The 22,660-nt window shown below is 68.4% G+C and carries 24 protein-coding genes and 1 tRNA gene; 5 read left to right on the plus strand and 20 right to left on the minus strand.

Annotated features, from left to right (window positions below; genetic code table 11):
• Both AC1RRW_RS17145 and AC1RRW_RS17150 read left to right on the plus strand, forming a co-directional pair.
• Nucleotides 1-921 (plus strand): carbohydrate ABC transporter permease, encoded by a 921-nt coding sequence (locus tag AC1RRW_RS17145; protein WP_492902174.1) that lies wholly within the window; start codon nt 1-3, stop codon nt 919-921.
• 170 nt (nt 922-1,091) lie between these two features.
• On the plus strand, nt 1,092-1,994 hold the full coding sequence (locus AC1RRW_RS17150) for an NAD(P)-dependent oxidoreductase (RefSeq protein ID WP_492902176.1): 903 nt from the start codon (nt 1,092-1,094) through the stop codon (nt 1,992-1,994).
• Between the two features lie 127 nt (nt 1,995-2,121).
• On the opposite strand, the gene AC1RRW_RS17155 is transcribed toward AC1RRW_RS17150, so the two are convergent.
• Nucleotides 2,122-3,207, minus strand: coding sequence for a LacI family DNA-binding transcriptional regulator (locus tag AC1RRW_RS17155; protein WP_492902177.1), 1,086 nt, complete (start codon nt 3,205-3,207; stop codon nt 2,122-2,124).
• Nucleotides 3,208-3,310: 103 nt separating this feature from the next.
• Between AC1RRW_RS17155 and AC1RRW_RS17160 the strand changes: the two genes are divergently transcribed.
• The gene (locus AC1RRW_RS17160) at nt 3,311-4,222 is read left to right on the plus strand and encodes an NAD(P)-dependent oxidoreductase (RefSeq protein ID WP_492902179.1); all 912 of its coding nucleotides are present in this window, start codon (nt 3,311-3,313) and stop codon (nt 4,220-4,222) included.
• Nucleotides 4,223-4,370: 148 nt separating this feature from the next.
• Here AC1RRW_RS17160 and AC1RRW_RS17165 read toward each other — a convergent pair whose 3' ends face one another.
• A complete protein-coding gene (locus AC1RRW_RS17165) occupies nt 4,371-5,114 on the minus strand; it encodes an aspartate/glutamate racemase family protein (protein ID WP_492902180.1) in 744 nt (247 codons plus the stop codon).
• Between the two features lie 232 nt (nt 5,115-5,346).
• Here AC1RRW_RS17165 and AC1RRW_RS17170 point away from each other — a divergent pair, with 232 nt between their 5' ends.
• Complete coding sequence (locus AC1RRW_RS17170; protein WP_492902182.1) at nt 5,347-5,661, plus strand: hypothetical protein; 315 nt, start codon at nt 5,347-5,349, stop codon at nt 5,659-5,661.
• A gap of 41 nt (nt 5,662-5,702) precedes the next feature.
• On the opposite strand, the gene AC1RRW_RS17175 is transcribed toward AC1RRW_RS17170, so the two are convergent.
• A tRNA-Leu gene (locus AC1RRW_RS17175) sits at nt 5,703-5,787 on the minus strand.
• Between the two features lie 155 nt (nt 5,788-5,942).
• Here AC1RRW_RS17175 and AC1RRW_RS17180 point away from each other — a divergent pair.
• Nucleotides 5,943-6,470 carry a disulfide bond formation protein B gene (locus AC1RRW_RS17180; protein ID WP_492902183.1) on the plus strand — a complete coding sequence of 176 codons (528 nt, stop codon included), beginning with the start codon at nt 5,943-5,945 and terminating at the stop codon, nt 6,468-6,470.
• A gap of 4 nt (nt 6,471-6,474) precedes the next feature.
• Here the strand turns inward: AC1RRW_RS17180 and AC1RRW_RS17185 are convergent, their stop codons facing one another.
• The 17 genes from AC1RRW_RS17185 to AC1RRW_RS17265 form a co-directional block, all read right to left on the minus strand.
• Entirely contained in the window at nt 6,475-7,686 is a 1,212-nt protein-coding gene (locus AC1RRW_RS17185; RefSeq protein WP_492902185.1) for an amidohydrolase, read from the minus strand.
• 82 nt (nt 7,687-7,768) lie between these two features.
• Entirely contained in the window at nt 7,769-8,326 is a 558-nt protein-coding gene (locus AC1RRW_RS17190; RefSeq protein ID WP_492902187.1) for an HNH endonuclease, read from the minus strand.
• Nucleotides 8,327-8,591: 265 nt separating this feature from the next.
• A complete protein-coding gene (locus AC1RRW_RS17195) occupies nt 8,592-9,488 on the minus strand; it encodes a 3-hydroxybutyryl-CoA dehydrogenase (protein WP_492902189.1) in 897 nt (298 codons plus the stop codon).
• 85 nt (nt 9,489-9,573) lie between these two features.
• Entirely contained in the window at nt 9,574-10,518 is a 945-nt protein-coding gene (locus AC1RRW_RS17200) for an electron transfer flavoprotein subunit alpha/FixB family protein (RefSeq protein ID WP_492902190.1), read from the minus strand.
• Nucleotide 10,519: 1 nt separating this feature from the next.
• Complete coding sequence (locus AC1RRW_RS17205) at nt 10,520-11,266, minus strand: electron transfer flavoprotein subunit beta/FixA family protein (RefSeq protein WP_492902245.1); 747 nt, start codon at nt 11,264-11,266, stop codon at nt 10,520-10,522.
• A gap of 174 nt (nt 11,267-11,440) precedes the next feature.
• The gene (locus tag AC1RRW_RS17210) at nt 11,441-12,136 is read right to left on the minus strand and encodes a rhomboid family intramembrane serine protease (RefSeq protein WP_492902191.1); all 696 of its coding nucleotides are present in this window, start codon (nt 12,134-12,136) and stop codon (nt 11,441-11,443) included.
• A 10-nt stretch (nt 12,137-12,146) separates the two neighbouring features.
• Nucleotides 12,147-12,728, minus strand: a complete 582-nt coding sequence (locus tag AC1RRW_RS17215) for a cob(I)yrinic acid a,c-diamide adenosyltransferase (protein WP_492902193.1) — start codon at nt 12,726-12,728, stop codon at nt 12,147-12,149.
• 45 nt (nt 12,729-12,773) lie between these two features.
• Nucleotides 12,774-13,364: an acyloxyacyl hydrolase gene (locus tag AC1RRW_RS17220; protein WP_492902194.1), complete on the minus strand. Its 591-nt coding sequence runs from the start codon at nt 13,362-13,364 to the stop codon at nt 12,774-12,776.
• 176 nt (nt 13,365-13,540) lie between these two features.
• Complete coding sequence (locus AC1RRW_RS17225; protein ID WP_492902246.1) at nt 13,541-13,729, minus strand: twin transmembrane helix small protein; 189 nt, start codon at nt 13,727-13,729, stop codon at nt 13,541-13,543.
• Between the two features lie 85 nt (nt 13,730-13,814).
• Entirely contained in the window at nt 13,815-14,687 is an 873-nt protein-coding gene (locus tag AC1RRW_RS17230) for an ABC transporter permease (protein WP_492902196.1), read from the minus strand.
• Between the two features lie 165 nt (nt 14,688-14,852).
• A complete protein-coding gene (locus AC1RRW_RS17235; RefSeq protein ID WP_492902198.1) occupies nt 14,853-15,899 on the minus strand; it encodes an extracellular solute-binding protein in 1,047 nt (348 codons plus the stop codon).
• A gap of 36 nt (nt 15,900-15,935) precedes the next feature.
• On the minus strand, nt 15,936-16,994 hold the full coding sequence (locus AC1RRW_RS17240) for an ABC transporter ATP-binding protein (RefSeq protein WP_492902200.1): 1,059 nt from the start codon (nt 16,992-16,994) through the stop codon (nt 15,936-15,938).
• Nucleotides 16,995-16,999: 5 nt separating this feature from the next.
• On the minus strand, nt 17,000-17,815 hold the full coding sequence (locus AC1RRW_RS17245) for an ABC transporter permease (protein ID WP_492902201.1): 816 nt from the start codon (nt 17,813-17,815) through the stop codon (nt 17,000-17,002).
• Nucleotides 17,816-17,997: 182 nt separating this feature from the next.
• Nucleotides 17,998-19,233, minus strand: coding sequence for a metal-dependent hydrolase family protein (locus AC1RRW_RS17250; RefSeq protein WP_492902203.1), 1,236 nt, complete (start codon nt 19,231-19,233; stop codon nt 17,998-18,000).
• A gap of 105 nt (nt 19,234-19,338) precedes the next feature.
• The gene (locus AC1RRW_RS17255) at nt 19,339-20,619 is read right to left on the minus strand and encodes a glycosyltransferase family protein (RefSeq protein WP_492902205.1); all 1,281 of its coding nucleotides are present in this window, start codon (nt 20,617-20,619) and stop codon (nt 19,339-19,341) included.
• Between the two features lie 152 nt (nt 20,620-20,771).
• Nucleotides 20,772-21,551 carry a polysaccharide deacetylase family protein gene (locus tag AC1RRW_RS17260; protein WP_492902207.1) on the minus strand — a complete coding sequence of 260 codons (780 nt, stop codon included), beginning with the start codon at nt 21,549-21,551 and terminating at the stop codon, nt 20,772-20,774.
• Nucleotides 21,548-22,651 carry a glycosyltransferase family 4 protein gene (locus AC1RRW_RS17265; RefSeq protein WP_492902208.1) on the minus strand — a complete coding sequence of 368 codons (1,104 nt, stop codon included), beginning with the start codon at nt 22,649-22,651 and terminating at the stop codon, nt 21,548-21,550. The genes AC1RRW_RS17260 and AC1RRW_RS17265 overlap by 4 nt, the downstream gene beginning before the upstream one ends.
• Between the last annotated feature and the right edge of the window lie 9 nt (nt 22,652-22,660).

Raw genomic sequence — 22,660 nt, forward strand, 5'->3', positions numbered from 1 at the left:
ATGACCGACCATACCGCAGGACGCATCGTCGATCCGGGTGGGAAAACCGGCGGCAAATCCGACGCCAGCGAGGGCATGAGCTATCTCGAATCGCTGCCGCGCCGGATGGTGACGCTCTATCTGCCGCTCGGCATCATCTGTTTCGTCCTGCTGTTCCCGTTCTACTGGATGGCGCTGACCGCGATCAAACCCGACGAGCAACTGCTCGACCTGAACAAATACAACCCGCTCTGGACCTGGAACCCGACGCTCAAGCACTTCTACAAGCTGCTCTTCGAGACGCAGTATCCGCGCTGGCTCTGGAACACGATGTTCGTCGCCATGGCCGCGACGACGCTGTCGATCATCTCAAGCGTGTTCGCGGCCTACGCGATCGTTCGGCTGAAATACAAGGGCGCGCAATGGATCGGCGGGCTTATTTTTCTCGCCTATCTCGTGCCGCCCTCGATCCTGTTCATCCCGCTCTCGACGGTCGTCTTCCAATACGGCCTGTTCGACTCGCCGCTTGCGCTGATCCTGACCTATCCGACCATCCTGATCCCGTTCTCGACCTGGCTTCTGATGGGTTATTTCAAGACAATCCCCTTCGAGCTCGAGGAATGCGCGCTGATCGACGGGGCGAGCCGCTGGCAGATACTGACAAAGATCATCCTGCCGCTGGCGATACCGGGGCTGATATCGGCCTTCATCTTCAGCTTCACTTTGTGCTGGAACGAATTCATCTACGCGCTGACATTCCTGTCCTCGACGGAGCACAAGACCGTTCCTGTGGCGATCGTCAACGAGTTCGTCGACGGCGACATCTATCGCTGGGGCTCGCTCATGGCGGGCGCGCTAGCCGGCTCCCTGCCGCTGGTCATCCTCTATTCCTTCTTCGTCGAGCACTATGTGTCGGCGATGACCGGGGCGGTGAAGGAGTGACATTCATCCATCCACGCTTCCTTTGATGCCGCCGACGCCGTCATCGCGGGCAAGCGGCGCGCGGAACCGGGATCCATCCTGAGCGCCATTCGTGCGTTGCGGTGGATCCCGGAGCTGCGCGGCTTCGCCGCTCGCCCGGGCTGACGGCTGTGTTGAAAGAGCCCTTCCGAATGTCGACCGCCCCAAAATCCATCGCCTTCGTCGGCCTCGGCGCCATGGGCGCGCCGATGGCCGAGAACCTGGTCAAGCGCCAGTTCCGCGTCATCGGCTTCGACATGCGCGCGAGCGCCCGCGAGGCGCTGGCCGCGGCCGGGGGCCATGGCGCGGATAGCGCAGCGGCCGCTTGCGCCGGCGCGGACGCGCTCGTTCTCATGGTGGTCAACGCCGCTCAGGCCCGCTCGGTGCTGTTCGAGGCCGGCGCGCTCGATGCGTTGAGTCCCGGCGCGGTCGTCATGCTCATGGCGACCTGCCCGCCGGGCGAGGTCGAGGCGATCGCGGAAAAGGTCGTCGCCAGCGACCGGCACTTCGTCGATTCGCCAGTCTCGGGCGGCGTGGTCGGCGCCAAGGCCGCGACGCTTTCGATCATGGTCGGCGCGCCGACCGAGGCCTTGGCGCGGGCGAAGCCGGTGCTCGACGCGATGGGCGACAAGGTTTTCCATGTCGGCGAAAAGCCGGGCCAGGGCGCGATGGTGAAGACCGTCAACCAGCTGCTCTGCGGCGTCCACATCGCGGTCGCGGCCGAGGCGCTGTCTCTGGCGGAAAAGGCCGGCGTCGACGGGCGCGTGCTGTTTGCGATCATGGAAGGCTCGGCCGCCTCCTCCTGGATGCTGAAGGATCGCGGCCCGCGCATGCACGAGCCGAACCCGGCGGTGACCAGCGCGGTCGACATCTTCGTCAAGGATCTCGGCATCGTGCTCGACGCCGGCCGCGCCGCGAAGACGGCCCTGCCGCTGGCCGCCGCCGCCCACCAGATGTTCCTGGCGACGTCGGGGCTGGGCCACGGCGCGCGCGACGATTCGCAGGTGGTGCAAGCCTATCGGGCGCTCAACGCCAAGCCGGCCGATGATCCTTGAAATGAGCCTTACCCGCCATGGTCGGCCTTGTGCCGACCACCCACGTCCTCCCTTGGCGAACAGCGTGCTCGAGACGTGGATGCTCGGGACACGCCCGAGCACGACGGGGAGGGTGACGCGGAGTCGGTCATCCGCTCGGCGGCGCGGTGGTCCCGCGCACGACCAGCTCCGGCGTCAGCGTGAGCCGGCGCGTGGCCGCGGCCGGATCGGCGATGCGCCGGATCAGGAACTCGGCCGATTTCCGGCCCATCTCCTCCTGGAAATTCTTGATCGTGGTCAGCGCCGGGAACCATTGCGACGCCTCCTGCACGTCGTCGCAGCCGACGATCGAGAAATCGGCGCCGGCCTCGCGGCCGCGATGGCGCAGGCCGAGCATCGCCCCGAACGCGGTCAGGTCGTTGAAGCAGACCGCCGCCGTCGGCGGATCGGCCGCGTCGAGCACCTTCTGGATGCCCTTCAGCCCGTTCTCGCGCGTGCCATAGGCCGAATGGACGATCGCCGGATCGAGCGGCAGCCCGTGGCGCGCGAGGCTCTCCTGATAGCCGCCATAACGGTTGCGCCCGGTCGAGATCGCCTGGCTTTCGCCGAGGAAAGCGATGCGCCGGTGGCCGAGCCCGACGAGATGCTCCATCGCCAGCATGGTGCCGTGCCTGTCGTCGGAGCCGACGAAATCGAGGTCCAGGCCCGGAATCTCGCGCGAGAGCTGGACCAGCGGCACGCCGGCCGCGATCAGATGATGGAACGTCTCGGGGATGCTGCCGCCGGCGGGACAGATGATCATGCCGTCGGGCCGGTATTCCTTCAGCGTGTTGAGGACACGGTCCTGCCGCTCCAGGTTCTCGGCATAGGTGCTGAGCAGGATCGAGCGGCCATGGGCCGTCGCCGTCTCCTCGATCGCGGCGAGCAGTTCGGCGAAATAGGGATTGGTGATGTCGTGGAAGCCGACGCCGAGGATGTTGGTGCGGTCGGTGCGCAGCGAGGCGGCGGAGCGGTTGTAGCTGTAGCCCATCTCGCGGGCGATCGTCTGCACGCGGGCGCGCGTCGCCTCGGCGACCAGCGGCGACCCGCGCAGCGCCAGCGACACCGTCGCGGTCGAGACCGAGAGATGCTCGGCGATGATCTGCAGCGTGACGCGGCCGCGCCCGCCTCCGGCGGCGAGCGGCAGGATGCGCGCCGCGCTGTCGATCTCGGGAGGCTGGCCGTTGCCGGTCATGACGCGTCTCCGGGAGCGGAATCAGGACGATCGGACGCAAGCCCGGCCCGGCCATTCCGACATGCACCTCAAGTCATTCTCATAGAACAGGGAGAAATTGAAGATGAGCGCTGCCAAAGAAACGATCGGCTTCATCGGCGTCGGCCTGATGGGCCAGGGCATGGCCCAGAGCCTTCTGAACAAGGGTTTCGCCCTGACCGTGATGGGTCACCGCAACCGCAAGCCGGTCGAGGCGCTGGTCGCAGCCGGCGCGAAGGAAGCGAAGACGCCGCGCGAACTGGCCGAGAGGGCGACCATCATCTTTCTCTGCGTCACCGGCTCGGCCCAGGTCGAGGCCGTGGTGAACGGGCCGGACGGCATCATCGCCGGCGCGAAGCCGGGCACGGTCGTGGTCGACTGCTCGACCTCCGATCCCGGCTCGACCGTGAAGATCGCGGCCGAGATCGAAGCCAAGGGCCTTCACCTCGCCGACGCCCCGCTCGGCGGCACGCCGGCGCAGGCCGCGCTCGGCCAGCTCTCGGCCATGATCGGCGCGTCGCCGGAGGTCTTTGCCCGGATCAGGCCGGCCTGCGAGGCCTGGGCCCAGAAGGTCGTGCATCTCGGCCCGGTCGGCGACGGCCACAAGATGAAGCTGCTCAACAACTTCCTCTCGATGGGCTATGCCGCGATCTATGCCGAGGCGCTGACGCTGGCGCGGAAGATCGGCATCACGCCGCAGACTTTCGACAGCGTGCTGCGCGGCAGCCGGATGGATTGCGGCTTCTACCAGACCTACTTCCAGTACGTGCTCGAGCGCGACCGCGACGCCCACAAGTTCACGCTGGTCAACGCGCTGAAGGATGTCCGCTATCTCGAAAGCGTCGCCAACGCGGCCGGCGTGCCTAACCCGATCGGCAATGCCGTGAAGAACTCCTTCGCCGCAGCCGTCGCCGCCGGCAAGGGCGAGGACTATGTGCCGATGCTCTCCGACTTCGTCGCCTCGCGCAGCGGCGTCTCGCTCGACGGGAAGGGTTGAACCCCACATGCGCGAACCACCGCGCCGTCCCGGACAAGCCGCGACGCGGCGCAGATCCGGGATCGATCATGGGGATCGATGGCGCTCTATGATGGACCCCGGTTCAAGACCGGGATGACGGCGTTGGTTCCGAGCGGGTCGAGTGCCGTCAACCCTTCGCCAGCAGCGCGGCGAGCCGTGCCGAAAGTCCCGCGCTGCCGACTGCCGGCGTGAAGGCGAGGTCGCCGGTCGCCGGCTTCGGCACAGGCTCGCGCAGCGCCGCCAGCACCGCCTTCGCACCGGCCTCGACCGAGCAGATCACCGGAATGCCGACATGCGGCTGGACGCGCCCCGCCAGCCCCGCGAGCCCCGCGCCGCCGAGGATGACGGCCCGCGCGCCGTCGCGCTCGGCGGTCAGGCGGCAGGCTTGCGCCAGCAGCGCGATCGAGCCATCGGGATCGGCTGCGATGTCGGCGCCGCTGGGCGCGACCGTCTCGACGGCGACGAGGCTGTCCCCGAGACCCAGCGTCGCCACGAACTCGCGCAGCATCGGCCCCCAGCGCTCGCCGCCGGTGACGATCGAAAAGCGCCCGGACTCCCGCGCCGCGGCCTTGCAGCTCGCCTCCGCCAGCCCGATCACCGGCACGCCGGCCAATTCCTTCAGCGCGAACAGGCCGGGATCGCCGAAACAGGCGAGATAGACCGCCTCGCAACCCGCGCCATGCTCGGCGAAGGCATCGAGCGCGGCATGGCCCGCGATCGCCGCCGCCGCCCGGCTGGCGATGTACCGCGCCCCGAACCGGCCGGTGACGGGCACGAGCACGGCCTCGGGCGGCAGATGCGGCGTGACGACCCGGACGACCAGATCGGTCATCGTGGGCATGGTGTTGGGATTGATCAGGAGGATGCGCAAGGTCGAAAGCCGGGTTGGGTTGTATGGCGGTACGGGGCAGCGAAAAGCGTTCCGAGCCAGCCCCGGTTTGCTCGGGCCTGGCTCAGCCAGGCCTGGCCCAGCCAGACTTGGCCCAGCCAGACCTGGCCGAGCCAGAATTGGCCGAGGCCGCCGCGTCATGCAAGCGCCGGGAAATGGACAGGGCGAACGGAGCGGCCCGTGATGCGTTGAGCGCTGCAGGGGGCACATCGACATGAGCGACGGACGGCAGGAATTGCGGCAGGCGTTCCGGCGCTTCGAGCAGGAAATCCCGTCCTGGCTCGGCTCCGGCCTGCGCTGGCTGCGTCATCCGCGCTCGCGACTGGTCCGCATCCCCGTCGGCATCCTGCTGATGATCGGCGGGGTCTTCGCGATCCTGCCCGGCCTCGGCGTCTGGATGATCCCGCTCGGCCTGCTGCTGCTCGCGGCCGACATCCCGTTCCTGCGCCGCCCGGTGGCCCGCTTCACGGTCTGGAGCGCGGAGCAGTGGGCGAGGTTTCGGGCTTGGCTGGCGCGCAGGCGCCCGTAGCGAACCGCCGACTGATCCGACGCGCGAACCGGACGGCGGAATGGTGCCCCTGGCCGGAATCGAACCAGCACTCCTTGCGGAACTCGATTTTGAGTCGAGCGCGTCTACCAATTCCGCCACAGGGGCCCCTTGCGGGCGGCCGGGACTATAGCGAAGGAGCAGGGCGGGTCAATCGCGGGCAAGGCCCTGTCGCGCCCGTGTCGCGGCGCATCGATCCCGCTATCATTTCGCCGCAACTCCGGTCACAAAGTCGATCCGGACGCCAATCGCCGAGCAAGCCCGTGACCGCCTCGACCTTTCCCGCCAGCAAAGCCGTCTCCGCGCCGACGCCAAGGCGCATCATCCTGCTGATCGGGCTCGGCTGCCTCGCGCTGATCGCCGGCGCATGGTTCTTCGAGCTGGTCTGGGGCCTGGCGCCCTGCAAGCTCTGCCTCGAACAGCGCCTGCCGCATTATGCCGCGATCGGGCTGGGCGTCGCAGGGCTCGTGCTGGCGCGATCGTCGCGGTTGCAGGGGCTGGCGCTGCTCGGTCTGGCCGGCCTCATGCTCTGGAGCACAGGGCTCGGCGTCTATCACTCCGGCGTCGAATGGGGCTGGTTTGCCGGACCCAACGATTGCGGCGGCGCGGCCGCGCCGGTCGCGGCAGGCGTGCAGGACTTCATGAAGCAGTTGCAGACGACGCGCGTCGTCGCCTGCACCGAGGCCGCCTGGCGCTTCCTCGGCCTGTCTCTCGCCGGCTGGAACGCGCTTGCCTCGCTGGCGCTGTTCGTTCTGGCGCTGGCCGGCCTGATCAGGACCCGCCGCGCCTGAGAACTCAGGCGGCCGCCCGGTCCTGCCAGCCCTGGCCGAGTTCCTGCTCGACGAGCCCGACCCAGTAGCGCACGCCGTCGGGGATGATTGCGTCGTTGAAGTCGTAGCGCGGCGTGTGCAGGCCGTCGAAGGAGCCGCCCGGCCTGACCCCGTTGCCGATGCGCATGAAGGCGCCGGGCACGACCTGCATCATCTCGGCGAAATCCTCGCCGCCCGTGGTCGGCCTGAGCGCACTGTTGACGGAGGCCGCGCCGACCGCGCCCGACGCCGCCGCGACCGCGACCTGGACCTGTTCGGGCTGGTTCAACAGGGCGCTCGGGCCGCGCCGGTAGACGAACTCGGCCGTGCAGCCCCAGGCCTGCGCCGTCGCCTCGGCCAAGGCCGCGATCCGGCGCTCGAACAGCTGGCGGACCTCGACCGAATAGCTGCGCGCCGTGCCGCCGATGGCGAGTTCCGACGGCACCACGTTGGAGGCCTCGGTCGAGCCGGCATGGATATAGCCGACGCTGATCACGGCGGTGTCGAGCGGCGCGACGTTGCGCCCGACGATGCCCTGCAGGCCGAGCACGAAATGCGCCTGCGCATAGGTGATGTCGGTCGAGAGATGCGGCTGCGAGCCGCCATGCCCGCCGACGCCCTTGAACAGCACGCTCCAGCTGTCGGCCGCCGCCAGCATCGGCCCGACGCAGGTCCCGAACTGCCCGGCCGGCATGCCCGGCGAATTGTGCAGCCCGTAGATCGCGTCGCAGGGGAAGCGCTCAAACAGCCCGTCGCGCAGCATGGCGAGCGCACCGCCGCGCCCCTCCTCCGCCGGCTGGAAGATCAGGGTGACCGTGCCGCCAAAACCGGGATTGGCGGCGAGATAGCCGGCCGCCCCCAGCAGCATGGTGGTGTGGCCGTCATGACCGCAGGCATGCATCCTTCCCGGAACGGTCGAGGCATGGGGCAGGCCGGTCTGCTCCTCCAGCGCCAGGCAGTCCATGTCGGCGCGCAGTCCGATGGCGCGCTGGCCCGTGCCCCGACCCCGGATGACCCCGACGACGCCGGTGCCGCCGACCCCCTCGGTGACCTCGACGCCCCACCCCCTCAGCTTCGCGGCGACGAGCGCCGCCGTGCGATGCTCCTCCAGCCCGAGCTCGGGATGGGCATGGATGTCGCGCCGGATCGCGGTGAGATCGGCATGGTTGCGGGCGAGCCATTGGTCGAGTGCGGTCATGATCGGGTCCAGGCTTGCGGCCGGAAGGACCCGGCGCAGTCAGGCGGAGAAAAACCATCTCTGGCGGGGGCGTCAAGCCGGCTTACGGCTCCAGCTCGGAATCCCAGTAGAGATAGTCGAGCCAGCTCTCATGCAGGTAGTTCGGCGGGAACAGCTTGCCGTTGCGGTGCAGGTCGTTGACCGTCGGCGCGTAGGCCTTCTGCATCGGGAACATGTCGACCGCCGCCGGCATCTTGTCGCCCTTGCGCAGATTGCAGGGCGAGCAGGCGGCGACGACGTTCTCCCAGGTGGTCAGGCCGCCCTTCGAGCGCGGAATGACGTGGTCGAAGGTCAGGTCCTCGCGCGAGGTGCAGTACTGGCACGAGAAGCGGTCGCGCAGGAAGACGTTGAACCGGGTGAAGGCCGGCGTCCGCGAGGGCTTGATATAGGTCTTCAGCGAGACGACCGAAGGCAGCTTCATGTTGAAGCTCGGGCTCCGGACGACCGTGTCGTATTCGGAGACGATGTTGACGCGATCCATGAAGACCGCCTTGATCGCGTCCTGCCAGCTCCACAGCGAGAGCGGATAATAGCTCAGCGGCCGAAAATCGGCATTGAGCACGAGCGCCGGACAACCATCCGGCGACGCCATCGGATGCATCACATGCGCCGTCAAACCCGCCGCACCTCCGCTTCAGCACGCGGGACGAATCCCGCATGGGATCAATGTAAGCGCGAGACGACGGGAATGTGAAGGGGACGCGACGTCGTGGCATGGCGGGGCAGCGAGGAACCCGACTCAGGGCTTTGCGACTCATCCCGTCATGGTCGGGCTTGTCCCGACCATCCACGTCTTCCGTCGCCGGGCCCTATGCCCAAGACATGGATGCCCGGCACAAGGCCGAGCATGACGGTGAAGGATGCGCCTACCGCGTCGGAACCGGCTTCTCGCCGCGATAATCGTAGAAGCCGCGCTTGGTCTTGCGGCCGAGCCAGCCGGCCTCGACATATTTCACCAGCAGCGGGCAGGGCCGGTATTTGGAGTCGGCCAGCCCGTCGTGCAGCACCTGCATCACCGACAGGCAGGTATCGAGGCCGATGAAGTCGGCGAGCTGGAGCGGGCCCATCGGGTGGTTCGCGCCGAGCTTCATCGCGGTGTCGATCGCCTCGACCGAACCGACGCCCTCGTAGAGCGTGTAGACCGCCTCGTTGATCATCGGCAGCAGGATGCGGTTGACGATGAAGGCCGGGAAATCCTCCGAGACCGAGACGGTCTTGTGCAGCTTGCCGACGAACTCCTTGGCGAGCTCGAAGGTCTGGTCGTCTGTGGCGATGCCGCGAATCAGCTCGACGAGCTGCATCAGCGGCACCGGGTTCATGAAATGGATGCCGATGAAGCGCTCGGGCCGGTCGGTCGCCGCCGCCAGACGCGTGATCGAGATCGAGGAGGTGTTCGAGGCCAGCATCGTCTCGGGCTTGATGTGCTGGCAGACGGCGGTGAAGATCTTGCGCTTGGTCTCCTCGCTCTCGGTCGCGGCCTCGATGATCAGGTCGCAATCGCCGAGGCCCTCGAGCTTTGGCGCGGCGACGATCTTGCCCATCGCGTCGCGGCGGATCTCGTCACCGATCGCGCCCTTGGCGACCTGGCGGGCCATGTTGCCGTCGATCGTCGCCAATGCCGTGTTGATCCGCTCCTCGACGAGGTCGTGCAGCCGGACATCGAAGCCCGCCACCGCCGCGACATGGGCGATGCCGTTGCCCATCTGGCCCGCGCCGATGATGCCGATCGTCCTGATCGCCTGGTCCGACATGGTCTGATCCATTTTTGGTGTCATCGCCTCCGTCCGCCGGAAACGATGCGGGCCGCCTTGCACGGCAGCCCGGTCGTTATGCGTCGAGGCCGGCGGCCTACTTGCCGATCTTGCCGAGTTCGGCGGCGAATTCCGGCATGATCGTGAACAGGTCGCCGACGAGGCCGTAATCGGCGATCTGGAAGATCGGCGCTTCCTCGTCCTTGTTGATCGCGACGATGACCTTGGAATCCTTCATGCCGGCGAGATGCTGGATCGCGCCCGAGATGCCGACGGCGACATACAGGTCCGGCGCCACGACCTTGCCGGTCTGGCCGACCTGCCAGTCGTTCGGGGCATAGCCGGCGTCGACAGCCGCGCGCGAGGCGCCCATGGCGGCCCCGAGCCTGTCGGCGACGGGCTCGATCACCTTGCCGAAGTTCTCGGCCGAGGCGAGCGCGCGGCCGCCCGAGACGATGATCTTGGCCGAGGCGAGCTCCGGCCGGTCGGACTTGGCGACCTCCTCGCCCTTGAAGCTCGAGAGGCCGGGATCCTCGCCGGCGGAGACCGTCTCCACCGAAGCCTGGCCGCCCTCGCCCGTCGCCTGGAAGGAGGCGGTGCGGATCGTCAGCAGCTTCTTGGCCTCCGACGACTGCACGGTCTGGATGGCGTTGCCGGCATAGACCGGGCGCTCGAAGGTGTCGGGCGAGACCACCTTCATCACGTCGGAGACCTGCATCACGTCGAGCAGGGCCGCGACGCGCGGCAGCACGTTCTTGCCGGTCGTGGTCGAGGGCGCGACGATGGCGTCGTAGCCCTCGGCCAGCTTGGCGACCAGCGCCGCCAGCGGCTCGGCGAGGTTGTGGCCGTAGATCGCGGCATCGGCCAGCAGCACCTTCTCGACGCCGTCGAGCTTGGCGCACGCCTCGGCGGCGGCCCTGGCGCCCTCGCCCGCGACGAGGATGTGGACGGGAGCGCCCAGTTCCCTGGCCGCGGTCAGGGCCTTGTTGGTCGCGTCCTTGACGGTTGCGTTGTCGTGTTCGGCGATCAGCAGCGTGGCCATGTCAGATCACCCCGGCGGTCTTGAGCTTGGAAACCAGTTCGGCGGGCGAGCCGACCTTGACGCCGGCGGAGCGGCCGGCGGGCTCGGTCGTCTTCAGCACCTTGAGCCGCGGCGCGATGTCGACGCCGAGCGCGTCGGTCGAGGTCTCGTCGAGCGGCTTCTTCTTGGCCTTCATGATGTTGGGCAGCGAGGCGTAGCGCGGCTCGTTCAGGCGAAGGTCCGTGGTGATGATCGCCGGCAGCTTCAGCGTCACCGTCTGAAGGCCGCCATCGACCTCGCGGGTGACGTCGACGCTCGAATCCGAAAGCGCGACCTTCGAGGCGAAGGTGCCCTGCGGCCAGCCCAGCAGCGCGGCCAGCATCTGGCCGGTCTGGTTGCAGTCGTCGTCGATCGCCTGCTTGCCGAGGATGACGAGGTTCGGGCTCTCCTGCTCGACCAGCTTCTGCAGAAGCTTGGCGACGGCGAGCGGCTCGACCGTGCCGTCGACCTTGACCAGGACGCCGCGGTCGGCGCCCATGGCGAGCCCGGTGCGGATCGTCTCGGCCGCTTGTTGCGGGCCGATCGAGACCACGACCACCTCGGTCGCCTTGCCGGCCTCGCGCAGGCGCAGCGCCTCCTCGACCGCGATCTCGTCGAAGGGGTTCATCGACATCTTGACGTTGGCGAGCTCGACGCCGGAGCCGTCCGCCTTGACACGGATCTTCACGTTGTAGTCGACCACCCGCTTGACGGGCACCAGGATCTTCATCGTCACGTCACCGTTCAGGAGAGATGCGCCCCGGGCCGCGCCGCGCCTCGCGGCGGGATGACGGCATCGCGGCTCTCGGCTGGAATGCGGACGGACCGTAGCGACGCCCGTTTGCGCTTGTCAACGCCGCGAAGGTCGCGGGCGGGAGGGCGCCCGCAAAGCTCGTCCGCGCTCTCACCCGCGCGCCGCGCGCCCGAACAGCGCGACGCCGCGATGAATGAAGATCGGCGTCAGCGCGGCGCCTGCGCCGAGCCCGCCGAGATGCGCCCACCAGCCGACATTGCCCTTGGGATCGACGAAGGCGGAGAAGATCTGGAACAGGATCCAGCCGGTCAGCGCATACATCGCCGGGATGCGCAGCGGGATCCATTTGAAGGCGAGACCCCAGATCCGGACCCGCGGATAGAGCATCAGATAGGACGCGATCACGCCCGAGATCGCGCCCGACGCCCCGATCAGCGGCTGCTCCGAGCCCGGCTGCATCAGCGCATGCGCCAGCGAACCGGCAAGCCCGCAGATGAAGAAGAAGGCGAGAAAGCGCCAATGCCCCATCGCATCCTCGACATTGTCGCCGAAGACCCAGAGGAACAGCATGTTGCCGATCAGATGCGCGAAGCTCGCATGCAGCAGCACATTGGTGAAGAGCGTCGCCCAGGCCGGAGCCTGGACCAGTTCCGGCGGCAATGCGGCTTGGCCGAACAGAACGGACGGGATCATGCCGAAGCCCGCCGCGATCGCGATCCGGCCGGCCTCGCCGCGCAGCGGCGCCACCAGCAGGAACAGCGCGACGCACAGGCTGACCAGCCCGTAGGTGACGTAGGGCGCGCGCATGAAACGCAGCGGAACCCCGTCATGCAGCGGCACGAACATCGAAAGGTTCCTAGCGGTTCTGGCCCGGCGCCCAGAGCACGTCGCCCTGCGCCCTGGCGTTGAGGAAGCGTGACGCGACGAAGAGGAAATCCGAGAGCCGGTTGACGTATTTCAGCGCCGGCTGTCCGACGCGTTCGCCGTCCGTCCGCGCGAGCTCGACCATCAGCCGCTCGGCCCGGCGCGAGACCGTGCGCGCGAGATGCAGATGCGTCGCCGCCGGCGTGCCGCCGGGCAGCACGAAGGAGCGCAAGGGTGAGAGCGAGGCATTGAGCTGGTCGATCTCGGCCTCGATGCGGTCGACCTGCGCCTGGACGATCCGCAGCGGCTCGTGGGCTGGCGGCTCGCCGGTGTCGGGCGTCGAGAGATCGGCGCCGAGGTCGAACAGGTCGTTGCTGATGCGCAACAGCATGGCGTCGAGCGCCGCATCCTCGACAGCGGCATGCAGGCGCGCGATGCCGATGCAGGCATTGGTCTCGTCGACCGTGCCGTAGGCCGCGACGCGCAGGTCGAATTTTGCCCGGCGCGGGCCGGTGGCGAGCCCGGTCGTGCCGTCGTCGCCGGTGCGGGTGTAGATCTTGTTGAGCTTGACCATCCCCGCCTTATAGCGCGGCGAGGTCGCGACGGAAGAGCCGCTATCTCAGAAGGTATAGCCGAGCCGCGCGCCGATATTCGCCGGTCCGCGCGGATTGCCGCGGTCGGAACAGCCCGTCGCGGAAAAACGCTCCAGAGTCGCGACCAGGCTCCAGCGGTCGCTGAGGCGCACGCCGAGCGCCGCCGCCTCGCGAGAGCCGCCATTGCAGCCGACGTTCAGGCGGTTCTCGGGGATGACCGCGCCGGTCTTGCCGTCATTGACCGCCGCCCCCAGGCTGGCCTCGACGAACACCGTCTTCGACAGGTCGACAGTCCAGGTCGCGCCGGCATAGGCGTAGCGCGTCCCGTTGAAATTGGCGCTGGAGCCGATGTGGAAGCGCGGCACGAAGGCGCTGGCGAGACGGTCGTCGAGGGTGAGCGCGCGCGGCGTCACGATCTCGCCGCTGAAATTCAGAAGTCCGCTTTCGCGCCCGCCGGGATTGGCGGCGGCGAGGCCTAGTCTCGCCTCCCAGGACGGGAGCGGCGTCTCGGTCGCCGGTGCGAAGCTCGAGGCGCTTGGCGGGAGAGCCTGCGACTGCGCCAGCACGGGCGAGGCGGCCAGGCATCCGGTCAAGAGCAGCGACGCGACGCGAACCATGGCGGCTTGGTCTTCTTGTTGTCGGCGGAACGGTCGTTAGCAATCGACATAGACTCGTGACGAGATTATGGCGCGATTGCGGCAAATGCGCCGACCCTGTTTTGCTGCGTCGATTCTATCCACGCAATTTCAAGGGTTTACGATAGGTCATCGGTCCGCATGGAATCGTTGCCGGGTCAACCACCGCGCCACCACAGCACCCCCATGATCACCAGGATGGCGACGAATTGCAGGATGACGCGCAGGCGCATCAGATTTTGCGAGGTGCTCGGGCTGCCGCCGCGCAGCATGTTGAACAGGCCGAGCAGCAGCACGACGGCGACCGCGCCGACCGCGACGGGAACCAGGGAGTTGGAGAGTGTCATGTCGTCCACATAGAGCGCGCCACGGTGCTTGGCCAGCGCCATCCGGCGCGGCGTCCGTTCCGCGGCGAGTGGAGGGGAGGGGCGCTCAGCGATAGCGCCTCTGCACGACGAGATGGGCCGCGACGGTGAGCACGATCGTCGCCGTCATCAGGATGAAGGAGATCGCCCCGCCGAAAGGCCAGTTGTTCTGCTGGGCGAACTGACCGTAGACCAGCGGCCCCATCATCTGGAATTTCGGCCCGCCGAGCAGCACCGGCGTGGCGTAGGCGTTCATCGCCAGGATGAAGGTGAGGATCGTGCCGGCGAGGATGCCGGGCAGGGCCAGCGGCCAGAGCACGCGCCGGAACATCGCGGCCGGATCGGCGCCGAGGCTGAAGGCGGCCTCCTCGACATGGCGCGGAATGCCCTCGATCACGCTCTGCAGCGTCAGCACCATGAAGGGCAGGTTGACCGCGATGATGCCGATCAGCACGGCGTTCTCGGTGAACATGATCTCGATCGGCCGGTCGATCAGGCCCAGGCCCGTCAGCGAGGCGTTGAAGGCGCCGCGATTGCCGAAGGCCGTCATCCAGCCGGCGGCCCGGACGGCATTGCCGACGAAGAGCGGCAGGATCACCAGCATGATCAGGAGATTCTTGAAGCGGCTCTGCATGCGCGCCAGCACATAGGCGAGCGGGAAGCCGAGGATCAGGCAGATCAGCGTGCAGATCACCGCGACGCGCACCGTGCGCAGCAGCACGTTGATGTAATAGGAGTCGGTAAAGAACTTGACGTAGTTCTCGATCGTGAGCCCGTCGACCATGAACTGGCCGGGGATGAACTGATTGAGCGAATAGCGGAACAGGATCGCGATCGGCCCGATCAGGCCGATCGCGACGAACAGCGTCGCCGGCGCGACGAGAGCGGAGGCCAGGCCGGCGCGCGCGCCGGCGACCGCCTCGGGAGCGGTCGCGCTCATGGCGAAGACTCCCGGCTCACGGAACCGACATGGTTCGACCCTCCGCCAGGGTGCGCCGAATGGCGCGGCTTTCGAGAACCGGAGCGGAGCGGACTAAAGTCCGTGAGCACCGGAACCGCGGAAAGCCGCGTCAGGCGGCAGCGATGGTCGGACGGACGGGCCATGTCAGGCCTTGAAGACCTTGTCCCACCACTCCTTCATCGCCGAATCGTTCTTGGCGAGGAAGGCGTAGTCGAGATCCCTGAGCTGCTTCTCCTCCTCGGCGGTGAAGCCGATGCGCTTCTGCAGCGCCGGATCGACGTTGAGGCCGGTGACGGTGCCGTTATAGCCCATGTCGACGGCGAAGGCCTCCTGCGGCGCCTTGGCCAGCATGGCGTCCATATAGGCGTAGGCGTTCTCCTTGTTGGGCGCGTTCTTGGCGATCACGAAGCCCGAGACATAGGCCGGGATGCCCTCGACCGGCGAGACCGCCTCGCAGGGGATGCCGGCGTTCTGCCACTGCACGACGCGCGCCTTCCAGATCGCGCTGATGCCGATCTCCTCGTTCTTCATCGCCTGGGCGAAGGCCTCGTTGGTCGGATAGACGCGCGCGCCGGCGGCCTTGACCGCCAACAGCACCTGCTTGGCCTTGTCGAGGTCGTTCATGTCCTTGCCGCCGGTCGCGGCCATGGAGGCGGCGATGAAGATCGACTGGTACTGGATGTCGATGAAGCCGATCTTCGAGCCCCATTTCGGGTCGAGCCAGTCCTTGAAGCCGGTCGGCGCGGGCGAGATGATCTTCGGATTGTAGATCACCACGTTTCCGGAATAGATGTGCCCGATCCCGTAGGGATATTTCATCGCCGGAATCAGGTTCTTGGCGTTGGGGATCTTCGAATAGTCGATCTGCTCCAGCACGCCGGCTTCGTTCATCTCGAACATGTTGGCGGCCGACAACCCCTGCACGTCGACGGTGCCGCGCGGCAGACGCCGCTCGGCCGTCATCTTGGCGCGGCGCGGCGCATCGCCGGCCTGGTCCTGGACGATCTCGATGCCCTTGGGCTTGAGGATCGGATCGTCGATGTTCTTGGTCAGCAGCCGGGCATAGTCGCCGCCCCAGGTGCCGACCACGACCTTGCCGCCGGACTGCGCCCAGACCTGCGAGCCGAGCGCCGGGAGCAGCGCCGTGGCGGCGGCCCCTTTCAGAAGATCGCGCCTGTGAATGATCGTCATGATGATATCCCCTGTTTTGGATGCCGGATCGAGAGCTCAGGCCTCGCGCGGATAGACGAGCCCGGCATCTTGCGCCCAGCCTATCGTGATGGTGTCGCCCGGCTGCGGCTCGGCCAGGCCTTGCCGGTTCGGGATCTGCAGCAGCATGCGGTCATGCTCGGACAGGCTGACATGGATGTCGAGCAGCGCGCCGAGATAGGCGGCGTGCTCCACCCTCGCCGCGAAATGGTTCGGCAGGCCCTCGGCTTCGGCCCCGACCGCGATCCGCTCTGGCCTGAGCGCCAGCGTCGCCGCGCCCTTGCCTGTCGCCGCCGCGCTGGCGATGTCGAGGCCGCCCTGCGTGCGGAAGCGGCCGGGCTCGGAGCTCTCGCCGTCGAGGAAGGCGCTGCGGCCGATGAAGCCGGCGACGAAACGGTCGGCCGGCTTCTCGTAGAGCTCGCGCTGGCTGCCGATCTGCCGGACCTGCCCCTTTTCCATGACGACGAGGCGGTCGGCCATGGTCAGGGCCTCCTCCTGGTCATGCGTCACCATGATCGTGGTCAGGCCGAGCTTGCGCTGGAGTTCGCGGATCTCGACCCGGACCTCCTGCCTGAGCTTGGCGTCGAGATTGGAGAGCGGCTCGTCGAGCAGCAGCACATCGGGCTCCATCGCCAGCGCCCGCGCCAGCGCCACGCGCTGCTGCTGGCCGCCGGAGAGCTGGCGCGGATAGCGCGCGTCGAAGCCGGTGAGCTGGACGAGCCGCAGCGCCTCGGCCACACGCGGGCCGCGATCGGCCTGCGAAATCTTGCGCATCTCCAGCCCGAAGGCGACGTTCTCGGCCACCGTCATGTGCGGGAACAGCGCATAGCTCTGGAAGACGAGCCCGCAATTGCGCTTCCAGGGCGGCAGCGCCGTGACGTCGCGCGCGCCGATCGCGATCCTGCCCGCGCTCGGCGGCACGAAGCCCGCGACCATGCGCAAGGTCGTGGTCTTGCCGCAGCCCGACGGGCCGAGCAGCACCAGGAATTCGCCCTCGGCGATGTCGATGGTGACGTCGTCGACCACGGTGAGGTCGCCATAGGTCTTGCGCAGATGCTCGATCGCCAGACGCGCCATCGTTCTCAGACTACCCGACTCAGTTTCACGTAACGGTCGGTGACGATCATCGCCGCCGCGATCAGGCCGATCTGGATCACGGAGGCGGCCGCCACCGTCGGATCGATCTTCCATTCGAGATATTGCAGGATCGCGATCGGCAGCGTTGTCCGGCCCGGCCCGACCAGGAACAGGCTCATCTCGAGATTGCCGAAGGAGGTGACGAAGCCGAACAGCCCGCCGGCGACGAGGCCGGGCCTGATGCTCGGCAAGGTGACGCGCCAGAAGGTGGTGAAAGGCCCTGCGCCGAGGTTCTGCGCCGCCTCCTCGATCGTCCTGTCGAAGCCGACGAGGCTCGCCGTGACGAGCCTCACCACCCAGGGCACCACGACCAGCGTATGGGCCGCGACGAGCCCGCCGAGCGAGCCGAGGACGGGCAGGCCCGTGGCGATCTCGGTCTCGATCTGGAAGACGTAGAGCGCGGTGCCGAGCACGATGCCGGGCATCACCAGCGGCAGCAGCAGGAGCGTGTTGACGCCCGCGCCGAGCACGATGCGGTGCCGCACCAGGGCGAGAGCCGCCGGCACGCCGAGCAGGAGCCCGGCCAGCGTCGCCGCGACGCCGACCTGGAGGCTGAGCACGAAGCCGTCGATGAAGGCCTTGGTGTTGGCCGCGGCCGTGAACCATTTCAGCGAGTAGCCCTCCGGCGGGAAGGACGGGATCTCCTGCCGGAAGAAGGCGAGCCAGATCACGAAGATCAGCGGCATCAGGATGTAGAGCAGGCCCAGTCCCGCCGCGCCGTTGAGCGCGAGCCGGCCGAGGCTCGGGTTGGGCGCGCTCACGCGCGGCCTCCGCGACGCTGCCTTGCCCGCGACAGGCGCTGCCGACGCTTCATCGCTCCAGTCTCCGCCCCTCGCCAAAAAACCGGCGACACGCTGCGGCTCCACTCGAAGACAGTCAAGATTGGTCCTGTCTGTCCCGGCATCGTTTCCGCCTATCCGCCGGCGGCCGAGCTGGCCGACCCTCACTGCAGCGTCGTCTTGTGGAGCGCCCCGCCCTTCATGATCAGGCTGAGATGCCGGCCCTGCTCCTGGAACAGGCCGAGGTCCTTGAGCGGGTCGCCATCGACCAGGATCATGTCGGCGAAGGCCCCGGCGCGCAGCGTGCCAAGCCGGCCCTCCATACGCAGGAGCTGCGCGCCGACGGTCGTCGCCGAGCGGATGATCTCGATCGGCGACAAGACCTCGCGGCGCAGCAGGAATTCGCGCGACTGCTCGACCTGGAGCTGGCCGAGCAGGTCGGAGCCATAGGCGACGGGCACGCCGGCGCGCTTGCAGATCTCCAGCGAGCGCAGGCCGCCATCGATGACGAGGTCGTTCTTGGCCAGCATCTCGCCGGTCATGCCGAACTCCGCGGCGCGCTCCTTCATCGCGTGATAGGCGACGAGGTTGGCGGTCAGGAACATGTTGTTCTGCGCCATCAGCCTGGCCGAGGCGTCGTCGATCAGGTTGCCGTGCTCGATCGCGCGCACGCCGCATTGCGCGGCGCGCGTGATCGCCTCGGGCGTATAGGCATGGGCGCAGACATAGCGGCCGAAGGCCTTGGCCTCCTCCACCGCCGCCTGCACCTCGTCGACGCTGAACTGCATCGAATCGAGCGGGTCGTAGGGCGAGGCGACGCCGCCCGACATCATGATCTTGATGTGGTCGGCGCCGAGCCGCATCTGCTCGCGCACCGACTTCTTCACCGAGGATACCCCGTCCGAGACGTTCATCGTATAGGCCATGGCGTTGCAGCAATGGCAGCGCGCGCCGAAATCGGTGCGCCGGCGCGGATCGCTGTGGCCGCCGGTCGGGCCAATCGCGGCGCCGGCGATGAACAGGCGCGGCCCCGCGACATCGCCCTTCTCGACCGCCTCCTTGATGCCCCAGTCGGCCCCGCCGGTGTCGCGCACCGAGGTGAAGCCGCGGTCGATCATGCCCTTCATCAGCCGCACCGCGCGCGCGGTCATCAGCGTGAGCGGCATGCTCTCCATGGCGCGGATGTAGACCTCCGAGAGGAAGACATGGACATGGCTGTCGATCAGGCCGGGCATCAGCGTGCGTCCGCCGCAATCGATCACATCGGCCTTGCCCGCCTTGACCGGCGTCTCCGAGAGCTCGCGAATGGTCTCGCCCTCGACCAGAAGCTCGTAGCCCCGGCGCAGCTCGCCGAAATCGGGCTCGAGCAGGGCGAAGTTCTTCAGGTGGAGCATGGTCATCGCGGTCGTCCCGGCTCGTCCGCATCGCCGCGGACCTCATCTGGTTCGCCTGATATGTTGCGAACTTCGTGGCGGCTTGTCCATGACGCGCGCAGGTTGCGCCGCTCAGCTCACCGCCGCCGCATTCTGCGCCAGCGCCCGGCCGCGGATCGGCATGGAGAGATCGTCGGCGAGCGCGCGGCCGATCGCCGGCAGGCCGTCGAGCAGGCTCGGCAGGAAGGCCTGCGACGGCGGCAGCCGCTTGGGCAGGCGGCGCAGGGCGGCCGCCATCACCAGCGGGTCGCGCGCGCCCTCGCCGTTCTGGACGGGATCGTGCAGCACGTCGATCAGCCGGAGCTCGTCGGCGCGCTCGGCCCGGATCGCCTGCTCGAGGCGCGGCTTGACGCGCGGCACGATCAGCGCCGGCTTGTCGAAGGAGAGGATCTCGCAAAACGTGTTGTAGCCGCCCATGGCGACGACGCAGTGGGCGCGGTTCATCAGCAGTTCGAGCCGGGGCTCGAAGCCGAGGCTCTCCAGCTTGGCGATCCGCGCGATGCGCTCGGAGAACTCCTTGCGCCGTTCGCGCGACATGAACGGCCCGAACACGATCAGCGCCGGCAGTTCGATCGTCGGATCGGCCTCGTAGGCCGAGATCACCCAGTCGATCACGCCGGCCCCGTCGCCGCCGCCGCCCGGCGTGACCAGGATGAACGGCCCCTTGGTGATGCGCGGGTGGCGGCTCGGCGGCATCGGGCTCGGCACGGCGCGCTTGAGGTAGCCGGTGTAGCGCACCTTGTCGGCGAAGGATTGCGGGTTCGGAAGGCCGGCCAGCGGCTGGTAGACGCTCTCCAGCCCGTAGACCAGGATGTCGTCATAGACCGGGAGCGCGTCGAGCGCGCCGCTCTGGCGCCATTCCTCGTGCAGCTTGGCCGGCTCGTCGAGCACGTCGCGCAGGCCGAGCACGATGCGCGCGCCGCGCCGGCGCAGGATGTCGAGCGCGGGCAGCAATTCGCCGCGCAGGCCGACCGGCTCCTTGTCGACGATCACCACGTCGGGATCGAAGGACAGCACCAACTGCTTGATGATGTCGGTGCGCAGCCGGATCGTGTCGGTCAGGTCGAGATTGAGATGGTGCGGGCCGTAGCGGCCGTCGCTCTGCTTCTCGACGCCGGGGATGCGGACATAGTCGACGCCGTCGCCGAACTGGAAGCTCGAGATCACCGACGAGCCCGAGACGATGATCACTGATATATGAGGGAAGGTCGCAACCAGCGAATTGGCGATGGCGCGGCAGCGCCGGATATGCCCGAGCCCGAAGGTGTCGTGGCTGTAGATCAGCACGCGCGGCGCATGCGGGCCGCGGGCCGCGCGCTCCGCGCCGACCAGATCGATGACGTTATGCGGCATGGGCGCGCCGTCCTCCGCGGGATAAGGCCAGACGACCTCGCGGGGAGGACGAACGCACCTGAAACTCGCCGCCGACCATAGCGCCCCTGACGCCTTGATCCAAGTGCGGCGCACCAGATGGCCGACGCTCCCCCAAGCGCCCTGCCGCCATTCTAGGCCGCCTTTCCGCCCGAAAACAACCGGCGCGGATCGATCAGGCGAGACGCCGGATGATCGGCAACCAGCGCGAGCAGCGCCTCGATTCCGGTCCAGGCCGCCTCGTCATGGTCGCGATGGTGCAGCAGCAGGCCGAAGACGGCTTCGGAGCGCGCCGCCGTCGCGCGATGCGCCGCCAGATGCCGCGCCATCTCGCTCGCGAGGCTGGCCGCGTCGCGCCCGACGCGGCCGCCATGCCAGTCCATGATGTCGAGATGGGTGTTGGCGACGACGGGGCCGCCACCGGGGCCGAGCGCGAAACCGCGAAAGCAGGACAGGCCGGCAAGGCCGAGTTCCGGCAGGCGCATCGCGATGGCGGGGTCGATCCGGTTCCACGGCGGCACGAAGACCGGCGGCGCGGCCGGACCGAACAGCGCCTCCAGACGCGCCTTGCCCTCGGCGATCTCGACGAGCGCCGCATCGATCTGGCGGCCCGGGCCGAACTCGGCGTTCTTGAGGCCGGTCGGGGCATGGCTGCGGTGCCAGGCGCCGTGCTGGCATGGCAGCAGCGACGGCGCGGCGCGCTGGAACGCGGCCAGCGCCGGCTCCGCCGGCATCGGGATGACCGCCAGCAGCACCGGGGCCTTGAAGCGCTCGGAGAGCCGCGCCAGCCGCTCCAGCGCCGCGCTCGGCGCGATGGCGTCGTCGTCGCGCAGCCAGAATTCGGCGTAGAGTCCGCGCGTCTGCCAGATGTCGAGTTCGGCCAGAAGCGGCCGCCAGGGGAAAGCGCCCGTCACGATGCGCTCCCGACGGCCAGCGCAAGCCCGCGCGCCACGATCTCGCGGGCCTGGTCCATGCCGCGCTCCCGCGCGACGAACCGGCTCGCCGCCGCGCCCATGCGGTGTTGCCGAGCCTTGTCGTCGAGCAATCCGCCCAGCGCCCGCGCGAACGCCGCGACATCGCCTTCCGGCACGAGCAGGGCCGTGACGTCGCGCGTCACCGTCGCCGGCACGCCGCCGCTGTCGAAGGCGACGACCGGCAGCCCGGCCGCCTGCGCCTCGAGATAGACCAGCCCGTAGGCCTCGCGCAGGCCGGGCCAGACGAACAGGTCCGCCCGCGCCAGAACGCCTGCGACCTCCGCCCGGTCGACCGCGCCGCGGAAGGTCACGCGCCCCGCCGGAAGGCCGGCGTAGGCGGCCTCGATTCCGGCCCGCATCGCGCCGTCGCCGAACAGGCTGAGCCGCCAGGGCCGGTCCGCGATCAGCGCCAGCGCCTGCGCGAGGGCGAGATAGCTCTCGTGCTTGTTGCCGGGCCGCATCATCCCGATCGCGACGAGATGCGGCGGGCCGTTGTCCCGCGCGCGCGGCGACGGCCCGCTTGCCGCCTCGATGAAGGGCGGCAGATCGACGAACCGCGTCGTCGGACCGCACCACGGCTCGACGCCCCGCCGGTCCCGGTCCGTATAGCAGAAATGCACGGCGGCCTTGCCGAAACCCGCCCGCGAGCAGGCGACCTGCGCGGCCCAGCGGCCTCCCGCGCGGCGCTCGGAATCGCTCGCCTCGGCCACGACATAGGGGATGCCGAGCCGCGCGGCGACGGCGGGCCCGAGCAGGTCCGGCGCCTTGTAGTAGCTGTGATAGGTGAACCAGAGCTCTGGCGCGCCGCCCCGCTCGCGCCAGCCAGCAAGCAGGGACTCAAGGCGCTCCTCGGAGGCCAGGCACTGGGCCGCGAACGCCTCGGCGTCAGGCTCCGGGCTGTAGGTCCGCCCGTCGCGGATCGGCTCGACCGCATGTCCGAGCCCCTCCATGATCGCGATGAGCTGGCGCGCCATGCGCCGGTCGCCGGAGATGCGGCCGTCGTCGAACGCGTTCAGCGGCGTATGGAAGGCGATGCGCAAGAGGATGTG

It is taken from the genome of Allobosea sp. GW821-FHT12C12 (assembly GCF_058807355.1).